Source organism: Collinsella sp. BIOML-A6 (assembly GCF_009875845.1).
In the GTDB taxonomy this organism is placed as follows: Bacteria; Actinomycetota; Coriobacteriia; order Coriobacteriales; family Coriobacteriaceae; genus Collinsella; species Collinsella aerofaciens_H.
Genome location: NZ_WWSL01000003.1, coordinates 69135 through 86157, shown reverse-complemented (window position 1 = coordinate 86157; position 17023 = coordinate 69135). Strand labels below are relative to the sequence as shown.

Genomic DNA, 17023 nt, shown 5'->3' with positions numbered 1-17023 from the left:
GATTATTTCCAAACAGTTAACCATTCTAACCCGCGAGTGGGGGCGTAGCAAAACGTCGGGTGTGATGTATGGGCGTGACGTGGGTACCGCGCAAGCGCCGATTCTGCGTTGCCTAGTGCCCGCAGATGGCTTGGCGTATGAGGTCAGCGTAGGTGTCGATTCCCGCCTGGGTGAGGTGTGTGCCGTCGTCGACAAGGTATTCGCTGTGGCCCTCTGAGGCACCGTTCCAGTCGATGACGCCGGCGTTATCGTTTTGGGCGCAGACGTCACGAATCGTCTGGTTATTGCGGTCCTGTAGCTCGAGCGGTACGCGTACAGTTACAAAGTAGATGGGCTTGCCGCCTACGGCGTTAATCACGTCCTGCACTTGCTGAGGATCGCGGATGAGGCCGTTGGTGCCAAGCGCACAGATGACCACGCTTGGATCGTAGTTGGCACTGTCCTGTGCATAGGCATCCTGGAAGGTGTAGAACTGGCGGCTCACCACGCCGTCGATGTACACGTTGGGAAGCACCGCCTGAATGCCAGGTTGGGCACCTGCGGTGACCGAGTCGCCGATCATGAGCACGCGGGCGTCGCAGGTTCCAGTTGCCTCGTCGTAGGTAAAGCTCTTCCAGTCAAGGTTCTTCGGGACCTTTTCGGCGATAGGTCCCTCTTTGGGCTTTTGCTTGGTTGCGTCATCGGATGCGGTGTCGCTGGGCTGGGAATCTTTACCGGATGCGGCCTTGCCGCCCTTGATGTTCGCGCCGTTGTCCTGAGCCGAGGTCGCGTTCTGGGCCAGCTCGGGACGGAGCTGCTCGGCGCGGGCGGTGGCGATGCCTGCCCAGTCAAGCGGCGCGAAGGCAAGTGCGGCGACGCATGCGGCGCCAAACGCGGGGAGCACTATGGCGGGCGCGGGGCCGTGCTTTCTTGCCGTGCTGTCCTGTTGGGCCGACTTGTGGGACCAAGGGCGTTCGACGAGGCGATAGAAAACCTCGGCTACCGCAAGGATCAGTACAAGCTGTAGTACCTGCTCCCACCAGGCGATGCGGGTAGTGCGGGTTGCGGGGTTCATAAGAATCAGTAGGGGATAGTGCACCAGATAGACCGAGAACGAGCGCTGGCCCAGCCAGACGAGCGGTTTGGCCGACAACAGGCGACGCACGATGCACTCCGTATTCTGCACGCAGATGATGAGGAGTCCGGTGACGAGGGCAAACAGCAAAAAGCCGCCGCGGTAGAGCCAGGCGCTCTCTCCAGTCAGCATGAGTGCGCCGGCTATAACGGCAACGAGCCACGCGATAGAAATCGCGTTGACTTTTGAGATGCCCTTGTTGGCGCCGGGGGTATGGATGTCACCGCTCAGCATCTCGCGCAGACGCGGCGCGGCGATGGCGGCTAAGGCTCCGCATAGAAGCTCGGCGGCACGGGCGTCGGTTCCGTAGTAGACGCGCGATGTGTCGGCGGTGGGATTAAACATGAGGACCATGGCCGCCGTCGATACAAGCGCGAATGCGATCGTGATGCCGATGGCGGTGTTGCGCGACTTGGTTTTGCTGTACAGCGCCATAAGGATGATCGGCCATACCAGATTGAACTGCATAGTGACAGCGCAGAACCACAGGTGCGTGAGCGGCGAGGGGAGCCCCGCGGCGGCGAAATACGAGACGTTGCGGAAGATGTAGAACCAGTTGCTCAAAAAGAGTGCCGATGGCAGGGCGTCCTGCTGCACCTTAGGGAGTAAGCTCGGGGCTGCGATGTAGGTGGCGATGGCGGTAAGCGCGATGGTCACGACGATCGGCGGCATCATGCGTGCAATGCGGCGGCAGATATAGCGCGGGTACGAGAATCCGTCGCGTGCCGTGGCTCGCATAATGCTTTTGGTGGCGAGATAGCCGCTCAGCGTAAAGAAGAGTGTAACGCCCAAAAAACCGCCGGTCAGGCGGCTGGGGCGAAGGTGATATAGGACGACGCCGGCGATGGCGAGGGCGCGGAGCCCGTCGAGCGCGACGATGCGTTGGTTGCGTTGAGGGGCGGTATGTGCGGCGCCCGTGGGTGTGTTTTGCATCGATCTTTCCTCCAATGTCGACCTAGCAGTCTAGCGCTCTGCGCGGACAAAGGAAGGGGGTTCGTGCGGTTGAACAACATGCCGCGGGGCGATGCTTCGCTACGCAAAAGCCGCACCTGCGTTGATACTCAGCTGCCAATATAGAAACGTTTCAGAACCTCTACATAGGCAAAAACAACAACACAAATGCGGCAAAGATGCACAGGCGGTTGACCCGTTATGTGACGGCGGTCTGCTACTTGGTCTTGGCAACCAGCAGCGGATCGCCAAGCTTGACGAGCGGATTGCCGTCGATAAGCGTGCCAGACTCGCCGACGTGGTCAATGCTCTTGAGGCGGTCGAGCTCAGAGACGATGACGGTCACGATGTCCTCGTGGCCGGCGGCCCTGATAGCGTCGCGGTCGAAGCTGATGAGCGGCTGGCCGGCCTTGACCGTGTCACCCATCTCGACAAAGCGAGCAAAGCCTTTACCGTTCATTTTCACGGTGCCCAGGCCGACGTGGATAAACACGCGTAGGCCGTCCTCGGTAATCATGCCGATAGAGTGGTTGGTGACGGTGGTGGCGCCGATACGGCCGTTGGCGGGGGCGTAAATGGTGTCGGTGATGGGCTCGATGCCATAGCCCTGGCCAAGCATGCCCGAGGCAATGGTCTCGTCGGGAACCTCATTCAGGTTGACGAGCACGCCGTTGACGGGGGCGTATATGACGCCTTCGCGGGTGGCGAAGCTTGCTGCGGGCGGAACGGACGCCTCGCCCGACGAAGCGAGCGTGGACTTGAGCGAATCGAGCAGACCCATAGATGCCTCCAACGTATCAAGTGCGCATATCGCGCGCTTTGTTTGCCGGAAACGTTTCGTATGTGTTTCACGGCTTGGTCAACGCCCCTATTCTACGCTGCTCAACGATACCTCTGAGCTGGGATTATGTGATATATCAGTTGAAGGGAAACTTATTGCGGGAGTGTTTCTTCGCCACGGGCTCAAGTGGGGTACGCTTAGATGCGAAAAATGAGTGCGCACGAATCGCACGGAGGGAGCACCTATGATTATTGAGAACCATGCGCTGTGGGGCGAGGAGCCGACCGAGGATTATCCGGCGACGTTTACATATCTGGGTGCCGAGCCGCTGCCCGACAAGCCCAATGGCCGCCGCCCCGCGGTGATCATCTGCGGCGGAGGCGGGTTTACGCATATCGCTCCGCACGAGCAGGACCCGGTGGCGTTTGCATTTTTGGACCGCGGCTACCAGGCCTTTGTGCTCAACTATGTGACGAGCGCCACGGGCGACGTGAGCTTTCCGCACCCGCAGGCGGACCTCGCCAAGATGGTCGCTACCGTGCGCGCCAACGCCGACGAGTGGCATGTCGATCCCAAGCGCGTGTGCATCGTGGGTTTCTCGGCGGGCGGCATGATCTGCGCCTCGTTGGCAACGCAGTGGAAGACCGGACCCTTCGCAGGCCTTGCCGGGGCTCGTCCGGAGGATATTCGTCCCGACGCCGTGGTGCTGGGCTATCCGTTGCTCGACTTTGCCTATGTGCGCGATATGCAGACGCGCGACCCGCGCATCGACCTACGCGTGCCCAAGACGGGTGGCAAGACGGGGCGCGATTTGCTCAACGACTATCTGTCGATGGTGACGGGCGGCGAGGCGACCGATGAGCACCTGACCGACATTTGCCCCACCACGCACGTTTCGCGCCAGATGCCCCCGACCTTTGTGTGGGGCGTTTCGGACGACAAGACAGCGCCGATCGCGCAAGTCTACCCGTTTGCGCAGCGCATGGCCGAGGAGGGTGTTGCATGCGAGATGCACGTCTTTGACCAGGGTGGCCACGGCCTTTCGCTCGGCAACGCCAATACCGCGGTCGACAACGAGGACAAGCAGGTTTCCGTCCGTCCCTGGGTCCGCCTGGCCTTCCGCTTCCTGGAGCGCCATCTGTAGGAGGACGGACATCCCCTCAATAACTTGCGGTGAAATAGCCCCTGTCCGGGGTATCAACCAGCCCATCCAGGAACTATTCCACCGCAACTTCGTTTTTGATGCCCCGCCCGGAAACTGCGTCCCAGTTTTGCCTTTCAAGGTGGGACGCAGTTTCCCATAGGGCCTCGACTGGGAAAGCGCGTCCCGTTTCGAGCGGGGATTCCGGGATGCATCTTCCGCAAGAGGCCTGTTTGGGAAACCATATCCCGTTTCGAGCCAGAATTCTGGGACGCAATTTCCCCGAGAGGCCTCATTGGGAAACGGCATCCCGGAATTCGCCCGGATAGCGGTCCCTGGCTTCCGGGAAGACTCCGTCCGGGAAACTGCGGCCCTGATCGTGGCGTTTCTGGTCTACGGCGTTGGTGTTCTGAGCGGCTTGTAACCGAGCGGTTTGCAAACAAAGCCTCTCTGCATATGGCGCATCCACGGGCTATACTCCTCTGTCGAACAGCTGGTTTGGCGGAGGAGTTTTTAGTTATGGCGTTTGACAAGGCGATGGCGCATTTGCGAACGAAGGGCTTTGGCGACCGTGTGATTGTGCCTCAGGAGGAGACGGCAACTGTCGAGGAAGCCGCAGCGGCACTGGGAACGGCTCCTGCGCAGATCGCGAAAACGATGGCGTTCGATGTCGACGGCGCGGCGGTGCTCGTGCTGTGCGCCGGGGACGCGCGTGTCAACAGCTCCAAATTCAAGAAGTTCTTCCACGGCAAACCGCATATGATTCCCGGCGCTGCGGTCGAGGAAGCCGTGGGGCATGCGCCCGGCGGTGTTTGCCCTTTTGGCATCAATGAGGGTGTGGCGGTTTATCTGGACGAGTCGCTTAAGCGTTTTGACACCGTTTACCCGGCATGTGGTGACGACCATAGCGGTGTGGAGCTCTCGGTGCCCGAGCTGGAGGCGGCGTCCGACGCCCAAGGTTGGGTCGATGTCTGCCGCGGATGGGAGTCCGAGGACTAGGCTCCCAAATGTCTGCGCGATTTTGGCCCCGCATCTGTATTAACGGATGCGGGGCCGTTGCTATATAATCGCCTCCGCTCAAAACGATTGGAGACGTTATATATGACTCAGGCAAGACAAGATGGCATCTCACTCAAGCAGTGGCTCCCGCTTATCGGGCTCGCCTGTTGCGCGTTCGTATTCAACACGTCGGAGTTCATGCCCATCGGCCTGCTAACCGACATCGCCGCGTCGTTTTCGCTCACCGAGGCCCAAGCTGGCATCATGATCTCGGTCTATGCCTGGGGTGTCATGCTGCTGTCGCTGCCGCTTATGGTGTTTGCCTCGCGCTTTGAGTTCAAGCGGATGCTGCTGGGCGTGCTTGCCGTGTTCTCGCTCGGTCAGTTCCTGTCCGCCTTGGCGCCGACCTATCCCATCTTAGTCTGCGCCCGCCTGGTGGTTGCCTGCGCACACGCCGTGTTCTGGTCGGTCGCCTCGATCATGGCCTCGCGTCTGGTCGACACCCGCCACGGAGCGCTCGCCATCAGCATGATCGCCACGGGCTCGTCCATCGCGCAGATCTTTGGCTTGCCGATCGGTCGCGCCATCGGGCTGGCCGTGGGCTGGCGCATGACGTTTGCCGCGGTCGGGGCTTTCTCTGCCGCTGCAGTGGTGTACCAGGCGGCGGTGTTCCCGGCCATGCCGGCGGGTGAGCGCTTTACCGTCAAACAGTTGCCCGAGCTGCTCAAGAACCCGTTCCTGATCGCGCTCTACGCAGTCACGGTCTTTATGGCGACCGGCTATTACGCAAGCTACAGCTATATCGAGCCCTTTCTGGCGCAGGCCGCGCACGTCGACGCGGGCGCCATCACCATGACGCTGACGGCGTTTGGCTGCTCCGGCCTGGTGGGCAGCTGGCTGTTTGGCCGTCTGTTCGACGGGCACCGCTTCCCGTTCTTGGCTATCACGCTTTCCGGCGTGGCAGCGGCCCTGCTGCTCATGGCCCCCGCGGCTTCGGCGCTCGTGGCGGTGCTTGCCGTCTGCGCGTTGTGGGGCTGCTGTGGTACGGCCTTTAACGTGGCGTTTCAGGCCGAGCTCATCAAGTACACGCCGGCGGACTCGTCGGCCGTCGCCATGTCGATTTTCTCGGGCCTGTTCAATCTGGGTATCGGCACGGGCACCGCGATCGGCGGCGCCGTGGTTTCGGGTCCCGGTATCGCCTGGATCGGCTTCGCGGGCGGGGCGATTGCCGTCGTGGGCGTCATCCTCGCTATCACGGTGCTATTCCCGGCCATCCGTCGCGCCAAGGTCGTCGCCTAATCACGTTTCCTCATCAGTTGCGGTGGAATAGTTCCTGTTTAAGGCCTCTGAAGGCCCAGGCAGGAACTATTTCACCGCAACTTAGAAAGGGGCTGGGGTAGCTAATTTGGGACGGGGCTATTTTAGCTACCCCTGCATCGGATGCGGGGTAGCTAAAATAGCCCCGTCCCAAATTAGCTACCCTGCTGGGCATACAATGGATGTCGTTGTGTTGAGCTTACCGGGAGGTTGCTATGTGGGCATACGAGACGACGTTCTATCAGATCTATCCGCTGGGCTTTTGCGGAGCTCCGCGCGAAAACGCCGCCCCCGTTACCGAGGATGAGCTCGCCCAGGCTGCCACCGCCGCGCTCAACCCCGATGCCCCCATCATGAAGATTGCCCAATGGGCCGATTACCTGCAGGAACTCGGAATTGGCGCTGTGCTCATCAACCCGCCGCTCGAGTCTGATAGCCACGGTTACGACACACGCAGCCTGCGCCATATCGACCGTCGCCTGGGCGGGGATGCCGACTTTGCCGCCGTGTGCGAGACGCTGCACGCCCATGGCATCCGCGTGGTGCTCGATGCCGTCTTCAACCACGTCGGTCGCGGCTTTTGGGCCTTCCGCGATGTGCAGGAGCGCAAGTGGGACTCGCCCTACAAGGACTGGTTCCACATTAGCTTTGACGGTGACTCGTGCTACGGCGACGGCTTTTGGTACGAGGGCTGGGAGGGCCATTTTGAGCTCGTGAAGCTCAACCTGCAAAATCCCGCCGTGGCTGATTACCTGCTCGAGTCCGTGCGCCGTTGGGCCGAGGTCTTTGGCGTCGACGGCCTGCGGCTGGACGTCGCCTATATGCTCGACCGCGACTTCATGCGTCGTCTGCGCGCCTTTACCCGTGAGCTCAAGCCCGACTTTGTGCTGATCGGCGAGACGCTCCACGGCGACTACAACCAGATCGTCAACGACGAGATGCTCGACTCCTGCACCAACTACGAGTGCTACAAGAGTCTGTACTCCAGCTTTAACTCGGCCAACATGTTCGAGATCGCCCATTCGCTGCATCGCCAGTTTGGCGGTGACCCGTGGTGCATCTACCGCGGCAAGCATCTGCTGTCGTTTGTCGATAACCACGACGTGCCGCGCCTGGCAAGCATCCTCACCGACAAGTCCTGCCTGCGCCCCGCCTACGGCATGCTCTTTGGCATGCCGGGCATCCCATGCGTCTATTATGGCAGCGAGTGGGGGATTGCCGGCGAAAAGGGCGGCCCCGATGGTGACTGGGCGCTGCGGCCTGCGCTCGATGAGCCTGCGTCCAACGAGCTGACGGCCTTCATCAAGCAGCTCGCGCACCTGCGCTCGACAGACGGTGCGGCAGCACGCGCTCTCAACTACGGTGCGTACCGCAACATGGTGATTCAGAACAAGCAGCTGCTGTTCGAGCGTGCCTGCGACGACGCGACAGTGTTCGTGGCAGTCAATGCCGTGAACGAGCCCTATACCTTTGGAGCCGGCGAGCTCAACGGGTCCTTTGTTGACCTGCTTGCCGACGGCGCGCCCACGGTTGAGCTGACGGGTACCCTTGAGCTTGCGCCCTACGAGGTGCGCTATCTGTTGAGGGCCTAGGCCATGGCTGCATCCGACGAGGGCTATCAACATATTGAGCATGGGTTTGAGCCCGTGTTTGACGAGCACTCGCGCGTTTTGGTGCTGGGGTCGTTTCCCTCGGTGCTCTCGCGTGCCAATGCCTTCTACTATGGCAATCCGCAGAACCGCTTTTGGCGCGTGATGGCCGCGTGCCTCGGTGTGCCCGTGCCGCCCAACGAGGGCGACCCTTTGGCGGGCAGTGAGCCTGCGACGCTCGACGCCTCGATTGCCGCCAAGCGATCCATGCTGCTGAACGGCGGCGTGGTCCTGTGGGATGTGCTTGAGAGCTGCGACATTAAGGGCTCGAGTGACGCCAGCATCAAAAACGTTGTGCCGGCACATATTGAGCGCATTACCGATGCCGCGCCGATCGAGGTCGTTGTCTGTAACGGCGGTACGGCAGGGCGGCTCTACAAACGCTATCTACAAGAGCGGACGGGGCTACCCGCCATCGTGCTGCCGTCGACGAGTCCTGCCAACGCGGCGTGGCGTTTGGAGCGGCTTGTCGAGCGTTGGAGTGAAGCCGTTGACTGGGCAGCCTATTAATTTAGATTGTTGATTGAGTGCGGGCGCCGAGGTGTTTCAGAACGCCTCGCCAGATCGGCACGGGCACGGCTGGCTCGGCGCAAACCATGCCGTCGGCGTCGACGTCCTCGGCATTACCACCACCAAGTCGCTGCGCATGCTTAACCGAACAGCCCATACGAACGGCGCCTACGAGCTTGTCCACCGCTTCCGAAAACGGTCGCCGCAAGAGTCCCATGCGCGGTGAGCGACGAAGCGCTGCGATGCCGCTGCCGGCGCAGACGATCATGCCGCCGCACCACGATAACCCCCGACGCTCGCACGCTTCGCGCAGATGGCCAACGACCGTGTGCGCCCGCTCGGGACTCCCACAGCCGGCTTGCACAACAACATAGACGCGCGTTTCCGTGCCCCCAAGGCAATCAAGCGCCTGCTCTACGACGCTCATCGCCTCATCATCAAAGGCATCATCAACAGCGAGCACCATGCCATCGACTACACCGGTGTCATTTGCCTTCAAGTCGACCGGGCGGGGGAGCACGGTGCCGGAAAGCTGTGCATAGGCGGCGATGGCATCCTGCAGGTCCCAGAGCAAAAACTCAAGATCGGCGCTCTCGGGAATACTGACAAACGCGATGTTATGCAGTGTTTTTGGCTTATCGCCGCTCGCGGTCGTCTCCATGCCGCCTCCTTTCCGGTTGGTTTCCGTTTAGGTTACACCGTCTGGCGGCGCCTCGCCGCGCTATCCTAATGCAACCCTTACGAAAGGAACGCCATGCGTCTGCCCATGAATACCTCGCTTGCCACGCTTAAGCCCTCCGGCATCCGTCGGATTAACGCGCTCGCGGCCCAGCGCCCAGGATGCATTGCGCTCGCGCTCGGCGAGCCCGATTTTCCTACACCCGATGTGATTAGCGCCGAGGTGACCGCCGCGCTGGGCCGCGGCGACACGCACTATCCGCCCAATAATGGTCGTCCCGCCCTGCGCGGGGCGCTGTCTGCATATATGGGTGACGCGGGCCTTACGTATTCTGCCGACGAGGTCCTTCTGACCGACGGCGCGACCGAGGCCCTGTCGGCAGCATTCATGGCTATGCTTAACCCCGGCGACGAGGTCATTATCCCCACGCCTGCCTTTGGCCTGTACGAGAGCATCGTCGTGGCCAATCACGCCAAAGCGGTCTTTTTGGATACGGAGCCTGCTCAATTCCAGATTGATGAAGACGCACTTCGTGCTTGCGTGACACCGGCGACCAAGGCCATCGTCATCTGCTCGCCCAACAATCCTACGGGCTGCATCCTCGACGCGGCATCGCTCGACGCCGTGGCACACGTGGCAGAGCAGGCGGGCATCTACGTGGTCTGCGACGACGTGTACAACCGTCTGGTCTATGTGGATGGCTACGAGCGCTTTGCCCAGCGCCACCCGGAGCTACGCGAGCAGACAGTAGTCATCGAGAGCTTCTCCAAACCCTGGGCCATGACCGGCTGGCGCTTGGGCTGGCTCGCAGCCGCAGGGCCCGTCATTGCCGAGATCGCAAAGGCCCATCAATATCTAGTATCGAGTGCCGTTTCCTTCGAGATGGACGCCGCAGCGCGAGCTCTGACCGTCGACCCAACCCCCATGCTCAAAGTCTACCGAGCCCGCCGCGAACGCGTGCTCGCAGCCTTAAGCACCATGGGCCTCGACGTAGTGGAACCAGCCGGCGCCTTCTACGCCTTCCCCAGCATCAAACAGTACGGCCTAACAAGCGAAGCCTTCTGCATCAAAGCCATCAAAGAGGCAAGCGTAGCCCTAGTCCCGGGCGACTGTTTCGGCACCGAAAGCCACATCCGCCTAAGCTACTGCGTCTCCGACCAAGATCTGGACGAAGGCCTAAATCGCCTGTCCACCTTCATTTCAACCTTTTAGCCCACCGGGACGCAACACATCAGCCCACCGACCCAAGCATTATGAGTGGGGGCGTCAGCCAACGAAAACCTGGGCTGCCCAAAGTCAACGCAGGCACGCGCCGCCGAAGGCCAGGCGCATGGTTTTCGTAGATTCCGCACGAGCCGAAGAGCACTTAATGTGCTCTTCGTGCGAGCCAGGACTTGACCGAGCGAAAACCTTGCGCCTGGCCTTCGGCGGCGCGGCCGGATGGTGGAATTGTGTACAGCCAGGTTTTCCGTTGACCGACGCCGGGGTCCCCGCCATAATACTTTCGGTTCACGCACGAATCCGCTGCCAGAGACAGCCGGTGCAAACGGGCATCGCCCGCGAGCTTAATGGGGTATCCCGCCAGCCGAGGTGGTCGAGTAGATATGTCTTCTCGCCCCCGTCGCTCATGCAGCGCGGGGGCTTTCTTTTTGGACATGCCCCCGTCACGTCCTTGTGGCGGACCGTGCCCGAAAAGAGTTCGAGGAGGTGTAATTCATGCCCCAGCAGTACAAAATCGACAAGGTTGCAGAGATCGAGTCCCGTATCGCCGAGAACGCCGGTCTGTTCGTCGTCAACTACAACGGTCTGACGGTTAAGCAGGCTCAGGAGCTGCGTCATCAGCTTCGCGAGTGCGGCGCCGAGATGAAGGTCTACAAGAACAACCTGGTCAAGATCGCCCTCAAGAACCAGGAGCAGCCCGAGATCGACGAGATCCTCGCCGGCCCCGTCGCTTATGTGTTCTACGAGACCGAGCCGGTCGAGGCCGCTAAGGCCCTTAAGGACTTCTCCGCCAATTCCAAGGGTGTCCTTGAGATCAAGGGTGGTATCTCCGACGGCAAGGCCGTTTCCGCTGATGATGTTAAGGCTATCGCCGAGCTGCCCACCAAGGATCAGCTTCTCGGTCAGATCGCCGGTCTCATCTCCGGTTTCGCTCGCGACATCGCTGTCTGCGTCAACGGCGTTTCCTCTGGTCTCGCTCGTTCGATCCAGCAGGTCTCCGAGCAGAAGGCAGCCTAGTCGCTGTTTTCACCCGCGGCGGCAACGTCGCACCCCTGGCGCATTCGCGCCGTGTTTTAACTGATCTCCGTGCACAGACACGGAAACCGAAAGGACTTAGAAATGGCTAAGCTTACCACCGATGAGATCATCGATGCTCTTAAGGAAATGACCCTTCTCGAGGCTTCCGAGCTCGTCAAGGCTATCGAGGACACCTTCGGCGTTTCCGCCGCTGCTCCTGCCGCTGTTGTCGCCGCTCCTGCTGCTGGCGCTGCTGAGGCCGAGGAGAAGACCGAGTTTGACGTCGTGCTCGAGGGCTTCGGCGACAACAAGATCCAGGTCATCAAGGCCGTCCGTGAGCTCACCAGCCTTGGCCTGAAGGAGGCCAAGGAGGTCGTCGAGGGCGCTCCCAAGGCTGTTCTCGAGGGTGCCAAGAAGGAGGACGCCGAGGCTGCCAAGGAGAAGCTCGAGGCTGCTGGCGCTGCTGTCACCCTCAAGTAATCAGGCTTTTTTGCCAGATTTCTTTGCAGACGGGGCTCGCTATGCGAGTCCCGTCTTTTTTGTTTTAGCCCCTCATTCCCATTGCTCGACACGCAGAACGCCGCTGTCTTCGCCGTGCCAATCCCGTTACCGCTGGGGCCAAAAATTGCACCATTCGACCAATAATTTGCGTTGACCTGCTGAAGAATTGCGTTTGCCTTACGGCGACGGATGTCTCCGGCGGTAAGATACTCCGGTATCGCAATTTGGTCTGCGGCCGTTGTGCCGCACGCACAGGGCGCATTCTGCGCCTGCGAAAGGATCCTTGAATAACATGAAGGCAATCATCCCCGCCGCCGGTCTTGGCACGCGTTTTCTGCCTGGCACTAAATGCACGCCTAAAGAGATGCTGCCGGTGCTCGACAAGCCGGTCATTCAGTATGTCGTTGAGGAGGCGCTCGACCCCGAGGAGGTCGACGACGCCATCATCGTTACCTCTCCCGGTAAGCCCGAGCTGCTGAGCTACTTCCAGCCCGATCGCTCACTCGAGAATCTGCTGCGCGAGCGCGGTAAGGATGCTTACGCCGATGCTGTTGCCCACGCGGGCGGCATGCCGGTCGACTTCCGTTATCAGTACGAGCCCAAGGGCCTCGGCCATGCCATTCGTTCTGCTGCCGACGCCGTGGCAGGGGAGAACTTCCTGGTTCTTCTGGGCGACTACGTTGTGCCTAACCGTGACATCTGCGACAAGATGCTTGCCGTTTCCAAGGAGCACGGTGGCGCTTCGGTTATCGCCGTTGCCGCGTGCGCTCCCGAGGAAGTCAGCCGCTATGGCGTTATCGCTGGCGATCGTGTTGGCTCGCTCGAGGGTTTTGAGGACGCCGGCGACGCAGAGCCGGGCGCTGTCTGGCGCATCGGCGGTCTGGTTGAGAAGCCCGCTCCCGAGGCGGCTCCGTCCAACCTGTACATCGTCGGTCGCTATCTGCTGAGCCCGCTGGTCATGGACTTTCTTGCCGACCAGCAGGCCGGCAAGGGCGGCGAGATCCAGCTTACCGACGCCATGGCCCGCTCGCTCGACCGCGAGGCTATGTACGCTGTCGTCATCGACCCGCTCTCGGGCTACGACACCGGCACCCCGTCTGGCTGGATGGCCACCAACGCCCTCATGGCCGCAAGCGATCCTCGCTTTGCCAGCGCCTTCTGGGATGCCATCGACGAGCGCGGCGGTCTAAAGCGTTAACGCGGTTTTACCAAACCGCGTAACGGCTCGACGCTGCACGGGCATCAGAGCGACAATTTGCCATTCAAAGAGGGCGGCATGACCAGAAGGTCAATGCCGTCCTCTTTTCATGTCAACTTGTTCGCTCTGATGCCCGTTCGCTGTCAGCCCTCTACCTGCTGATCTGTCTTGGCTGAAACGGTACGGGTGCGGACTTCGGTCTGCACCCGTTTTTTTATAAGAGCTGCGATCGCCGGCTCTCTGTTCACAGAAAATATATGAACAGGTGTTCGATACATACCTATCTACCTGCACCTTTTCGTCGAAAAACTTTGCTACTCCAAAAACTCAATCGCGTCAAGGCTTTTCTTGCCCAACGGTCGGTACCTGATAAACTATTAGGTTGCGATAACTGGCGAAGCTATGCCTCGCCAACCCACCGAGCATTTCCGTGAAGGAGGAAAAACCTGGTGACCTACGCATACACTGCCACTGAGCGCAAGCGCGTCAGCTTCGGGAAAATCCCGGAGGCCATGGAGCTCCCTAACCTTATCTCTGTTCAAAGGGAGTCCTTTGAGCGTTTTAAGGACGAGGGACTTCGTGAGGCGTTCAAGGAATCCAGCCCCATCCAGAGCCAGAACCATGTTCTCGAGGTTACCTTCGGCGAGCATCAGTTCGGCGACCCCGCGCACACCGTCGAGGAGTGCCGCGAGAAGGATATGACCTATCAGGCTCCGCTTCTGACCGACGTCCGTCTCACCAACAAGGAGACCGGCGAGATCAAGGAGCAGCTCGTCTTCATGGGCGACTTCCCCATGATGACCGATCAGGGCACCTTCATCATCAACGGTACCGAGCGCATCGTCGTCTCGCAGCTCGTCCGCTCCCCGGGCGTGTACTACAGCTCCGAGATGGATTCGGGCAAGCAGATCTACAAGGCCCAGATCATCCCGTCCCGCGGTGCCTGGCTTGAGTTTGAGGTCGACAAGCGCGACCAGCTCATGGTCTCCATCGACCGTAAGCGCAAGCAGAGCGCCACGATGTTCCTGCGCGCCCTTGGCATCGCCGTCACCAACGACGACATCATCGAGCTGCTCGGCAACTCCGATGTGATCAAGCGCACCCTGGAGCGCGATACCGCCCTCACCCGCGAGGACGCCCTCATCGAGATCTACCGTCGTCTGCGCCCGGGCGAGCCTCCCACCGTGGACGCTTCCCGCAGCCTGCTCGAGGGTCTGCTCTTTAACCCGCAGCGCTACGACCTGGCCCGCGTCGGTCGTTACAAGGTCAACAAGAAGCTCAACCTCACCACCGAGGAAGAGGTCACGGTGCTCACCGACGAGGATATCGTCGCGACGCTGCGCTACCTGCTGTCCCTCGCCGCCGGCGAGCAGGGCTTCAAGGTCGACGACATCGACCACTTCGGCAACCGCCGCATCCGCACCGTCGGCGAGCTCGTCGCCAACCAGTTCCGTATCGGCATGAGCCGTATGGAGCGCGTCGTCCGTGAGCGCATGAGCTCCCAGGACATCGACGAGATTACCCCGCAGTCGCTCATCAACATCCGCCCGATCGTGGCCTCCATCAAGGAGTTCTTCGGTTCCTCGCAGCTCTCGCAGTTCATGGACCAGGCGAACCCTCTGACCGGTCTGACCCACAAGCGCCGTCTGTCCGCACTCGGCCCTGGTGGTCTTGCCGGCCACAAGTCCGGCTCCAGCCGCCGCACCAACGTGCCGACGGCCGTCCGCGACGTTCACAATTCGCACTACAGCCGCATGTGCCCGATCGAGACCCCCGAAGGCCCCAACATCGGCCTGATCGGTTCGCTCGCCCTCTACGCCCGCGTCAACGAGTACGGCTTCATCGAGGCCCCGTTCCGCCGCGTCGAGAACGGCGTTGCCACCGACCAGATCGACTGGATGACCGCTGACGAGGAAGAGAAGCACGTCATCGCGCCGGCCAACACGCCGCTCGATCCCAAGACCAACGAGTTCATCACGACCGATGCCGAGGGCAAGATCGTTCGTCCGCATAGCGTGATTGCCCGTACCCGCGACTTCGACGGCTCCTTCGGCGCCCCCGCCGACGTGCCCGTCGAGGACGTCGACTACATGGACGTCTCGCCGCGCCAGATGCTCTCCGTCGCAGCCACGCTGATTCCGTTCCTTGAGCACGACGACGCCAAGCGTACGCTCATGGGCGCCAACATGCAGCGTCAGGCCGTGCCGCTGGTTCACCCCGCCGCTCCCTATGTCGGTACCGGCATGGAGCGTCGCGCCGCTCTGGACTCCGGCGAGGTCACCCTGGCCAAGAATGCCGGCGAGGTCATCTTTGCCGACGCCGCCAAGATCATCGTCAAGCATGCCGGCGGCATGGACGAGTATCACCTGGCCAAGTACCAGCGCTCCAACCAGTCAACCTGCATCAACCACCGTCCGCTCGTGCGCGTCGGTGACACCGTTGAGCAGGGCGAGCCCCTGGCCGACGGTCCTTCGACCGATCACGGCGAGCTCGCACTGGGCCAGAACCTCACCGTGGCCTACATGCCGTGGGAAGGCTTTAACTACGAGGACGGTATCGTCGTGTCCGAGCGCCTGGTGGCCGAGGACCTGCTGACGACCATCAACATCACCCGTCACGAGATCGACGCCCGCGACACCAAGCTCGGCCCCGAGGAGATCACCCGCGAGATCCCGAACCTCTCCGAGGATATGCTTGCCAACCTCGACGAGGACGGCATCATCCGCATCGGCGCCGAGGTCGGCCCTGGCGACATCCTGGTCGGCAAGGTCACGCCTAAGGGCGAGAGCGCTCTGACCGCCGAGGAGCGCCTGCTGCGCGCCATCTTCGGTGCCAAGGCCCACGATGTCCGCGACACCTCCCTTAAGATGCCTCACGGCGCGTACGGCCGCGTCATCGACGTCGTCCGCTTTAGCCGCGAGAACGGCGACGACCTGGCCCCCGGCGTCAACGAGCAGGTGCGCGTCTACGTCGCTCAGCGTCGTAAGATCCAGCAGGGCGATAAGATCGCCGGCCGCCACGGCAACAAGGGTGTTATTTGTAACGTTCTGCCGGTCGAGGACATGCCCTACATGGCTGACGGTACCCCGATCGACGTTATCCTCAACCCGCTGGGCGTTCCTTCGCGTATGAACGTCGGCCAGCTGCTCGAATGCCACCTTGGCTGGGCTGCTGCCTGCGGTTGGGATACCGAGCAGGCCGACTCCGACAAGTACGTCCCCGGTCCGTTCTTCACCGCCACGCCCGTCTTCGATGGCGCCAAGGAGGACGAGATCGCCGAGGTCATCCGCCGTGCCAACAAGAACATGCTCAACAAGGCCACCGCTGCCTTTGGCGATCACATGCGCCCCGAGTTCGTCACCCAGCTTGACGAGCGCGGCAAGACCCGTCTGTTCGACGGCCGCACCGGCGAGGAGTTCCGCGAGCCCATCACCGTGGGTACGTCCTACATCCTCAAGCTCGGCCACATGGTCGACGACAAGATCCACGCCCGTTCGACCGGCCCTTACAGCTTGGTTACCCAGCAGCCTCTGGGCGGCAAGGCCCAGTTCGGCGGCCAGCGCTTCGGCGAGATGGAAGTTTGGGCACTGTACGCTTACGGTGCTTCCAACGTCCTGCAGGAGATCCTGACCGTCAAGTCCGACGATACCGTGGGCCGCGTCAAGACCTACGAGTCCATCGTCAAGGGCGAGAACGTTCCTGTCCCGGGTATCCCCGAGTCCTTCAAGGTTCTCGTCAAGGAGATCCGCTCCCTCGCACTGGACATCGAGCCCATGCACGATGCCGACGAGGACGCCTCCGCCCCTGTGACCGCCGAGGAGACCTCCGCTCTCGACGACCTGGCTGCGCTCGCCGGCGTTGACGCCGACGTCGAGGCCGAGGATGCCGAGACCGCCGAGGCACCCGAGGCTGTCGCCGCCACGACCACTGATAAGGAGTAGTTGA

13 protein-coding genes are annotated in these 17023 nt (G+C 61.4%); 10 read left to right on the top strand and 3 right to left on the bottom strand.

All coding sequences use genetic code 11. From position 1 onward, the window contains the following. Positions 1-112: 112 nt before the first annotated feature. Positions 113-2047: an acyltransferase family protein gene (locus GT495_RS01750; protein WP_161161228.1), complete on the bottom strand. Its 1935-nt coding sequence runs from the start codon at positions 2045-2047 to the stop codon at positions 113-115. Between the two features lie 235 nt (positions 2048-2282). Next, complete coding sequence (locus GT495_RS01745) at positions 2283-2846, bottom strand: PTS glucose transporter subunit IIA (RefSeq protein ID WP_152073445.1); 564 nt, start codon at positions 2844-2846, stop codon at positions 2283-2285. A 244-nt stretch (positions 2847-3090) separates the two neighbouring features. On the opposite strand from GT495_RS01745, the gene GT495_RS01740 reads away from it, so the two are divergent. The 5 genes from GT495_RS01740 (at position 3091) to GT495_RS01720 (ending at position 8462) form a co-directional block, all read left to right on the top strand. Continuing rightward, a complete protein-coding gene (locus GT495_RS01740; protein WP_156597143.1) occupies positions 3091-3990 on the top strand; it encodes an alpha/beta hydrolase in 900 nt (299 codons plus the stop codon). A 516-nt stretch (positions 3991-4506) separates the two neighbouring features. Then, positions 4507-4986: a YbaK/EbsC family protein gene (locus tag GT495_RS01735; protein ID WP_161161227.1), complete on the top strand. Its 480-nt coding sequence runs from the start codon at positions 4507-4509 to the stop codon at positions 4984-4986. A gap of 102 nt (positions 4987-5088) precedes the next feature. Further along, positions 5089-6285 (top strand): MFS transporter, encoded by a 1197-nt coding sequence (locus GT495_RS01730; RefSeq protein WP_161161226.1) that lies wholly within the window; start codon positions 5089-5091, stop codon positions 6283-6285. Positions 6286-6518: 233 nt separating this feature from the next. Next, entirely contained in the window at positions 6519-7895 is a 1377-nt protein-coding gene (locus tag GT495_RS01725) for an alpha-amylase family glycosyl hydrolase (RefSeq protein ID WP_161161225.1), read from the top strand. Between the two features lie 3 nt (positions 7896-7898). Next, positions 7899-8462 (top strand): uracil-DNA glycosylase family protein, encoded by a 564-nt coding sequence (locus GT495_RS01720; protein WP_161161224.1) that lies wholly within the window; start codon positions 7899-7901, stop codon positions 8460-8462. Position 8463: 1 nt separating this feature from the next. Here GT495_RS01720 and GT495_RS01715 read toward each other — a convergent pair whose 3' ends face one another. Beyond that, entirely contained in the window at positions 8464-9123 is a 660-nt protein-coding gene (locus GT495_RS01715) for a hypothetical protein (protein WP_161161223.1), read from the bottom strand. 93 nt (positions 9124-9216) lie between these two features. Between GT495_RS01715 and GT495_RS01710 the strand changes: the two genes are divergently transcribed. From GT495_RS01710 to GT495_RS01690, 5 genes are all read left to right on the top strand, one after another. Beyond that, complete coding sequence (locus tag GT495_RS01710) at positions 9217-10353, top strand: pyridoxal phosphate-dependent aminotransferase (protein ID WP_161161222.1); 1137 nt, start codon at positions 9217-9219, stop codon at positions 10351-10353. A 504-nt stretch (positions 10354-10857) separates the two neighbouring features. Beyond that, on the top strand, positions 10858-11379 hold the full coding sequence (rplJ, locus tag GT495_RS01705; protein WP_117758629.1) for a 50S ribosomal protein L10: 522 nt from the start codon (positions 10858-10860) through the stop codon (positions 11377-11379). A gap of 102 nt (positions 11380-11481) precedes the next feature. After that, a complete protein-coding gene (gene rplL, locus GT495_RS01700) occupies positions 11482-11859 on the top strand; it encodes a 50S ribosomal protein L7/L12 (protein WP_117758628.1) in 378 nt (125 codons plus the stop codon). A 313-nt stretch (positions 11860-12172) separates the two neighbouring features. Then, positions 12173-13078, top strand: a complete 906-nt coding sequence (locus tag GT495_RS01695; protein WP_161161221.1) for a UTP--glucose-1-phosphate uridylyltransferase — start codon at positions 12173-12175, stop codon at positions 13076-13078. Between the two features lie 512 nt (positions 13079-13590). Next, positions 13591-17019 (top strand): DNA-directed RNA polymerase subunit beta, encoded by a 3429-nt coding sequence (locus tag GT495_RS01690; RefSeq protein ID WP_240128070.1) that lies wholly within the window; start codon positions 13591-13593, stop codon positions 17017-17019. Positions 17020-17023: the final 4 nt, after the last annotated feature.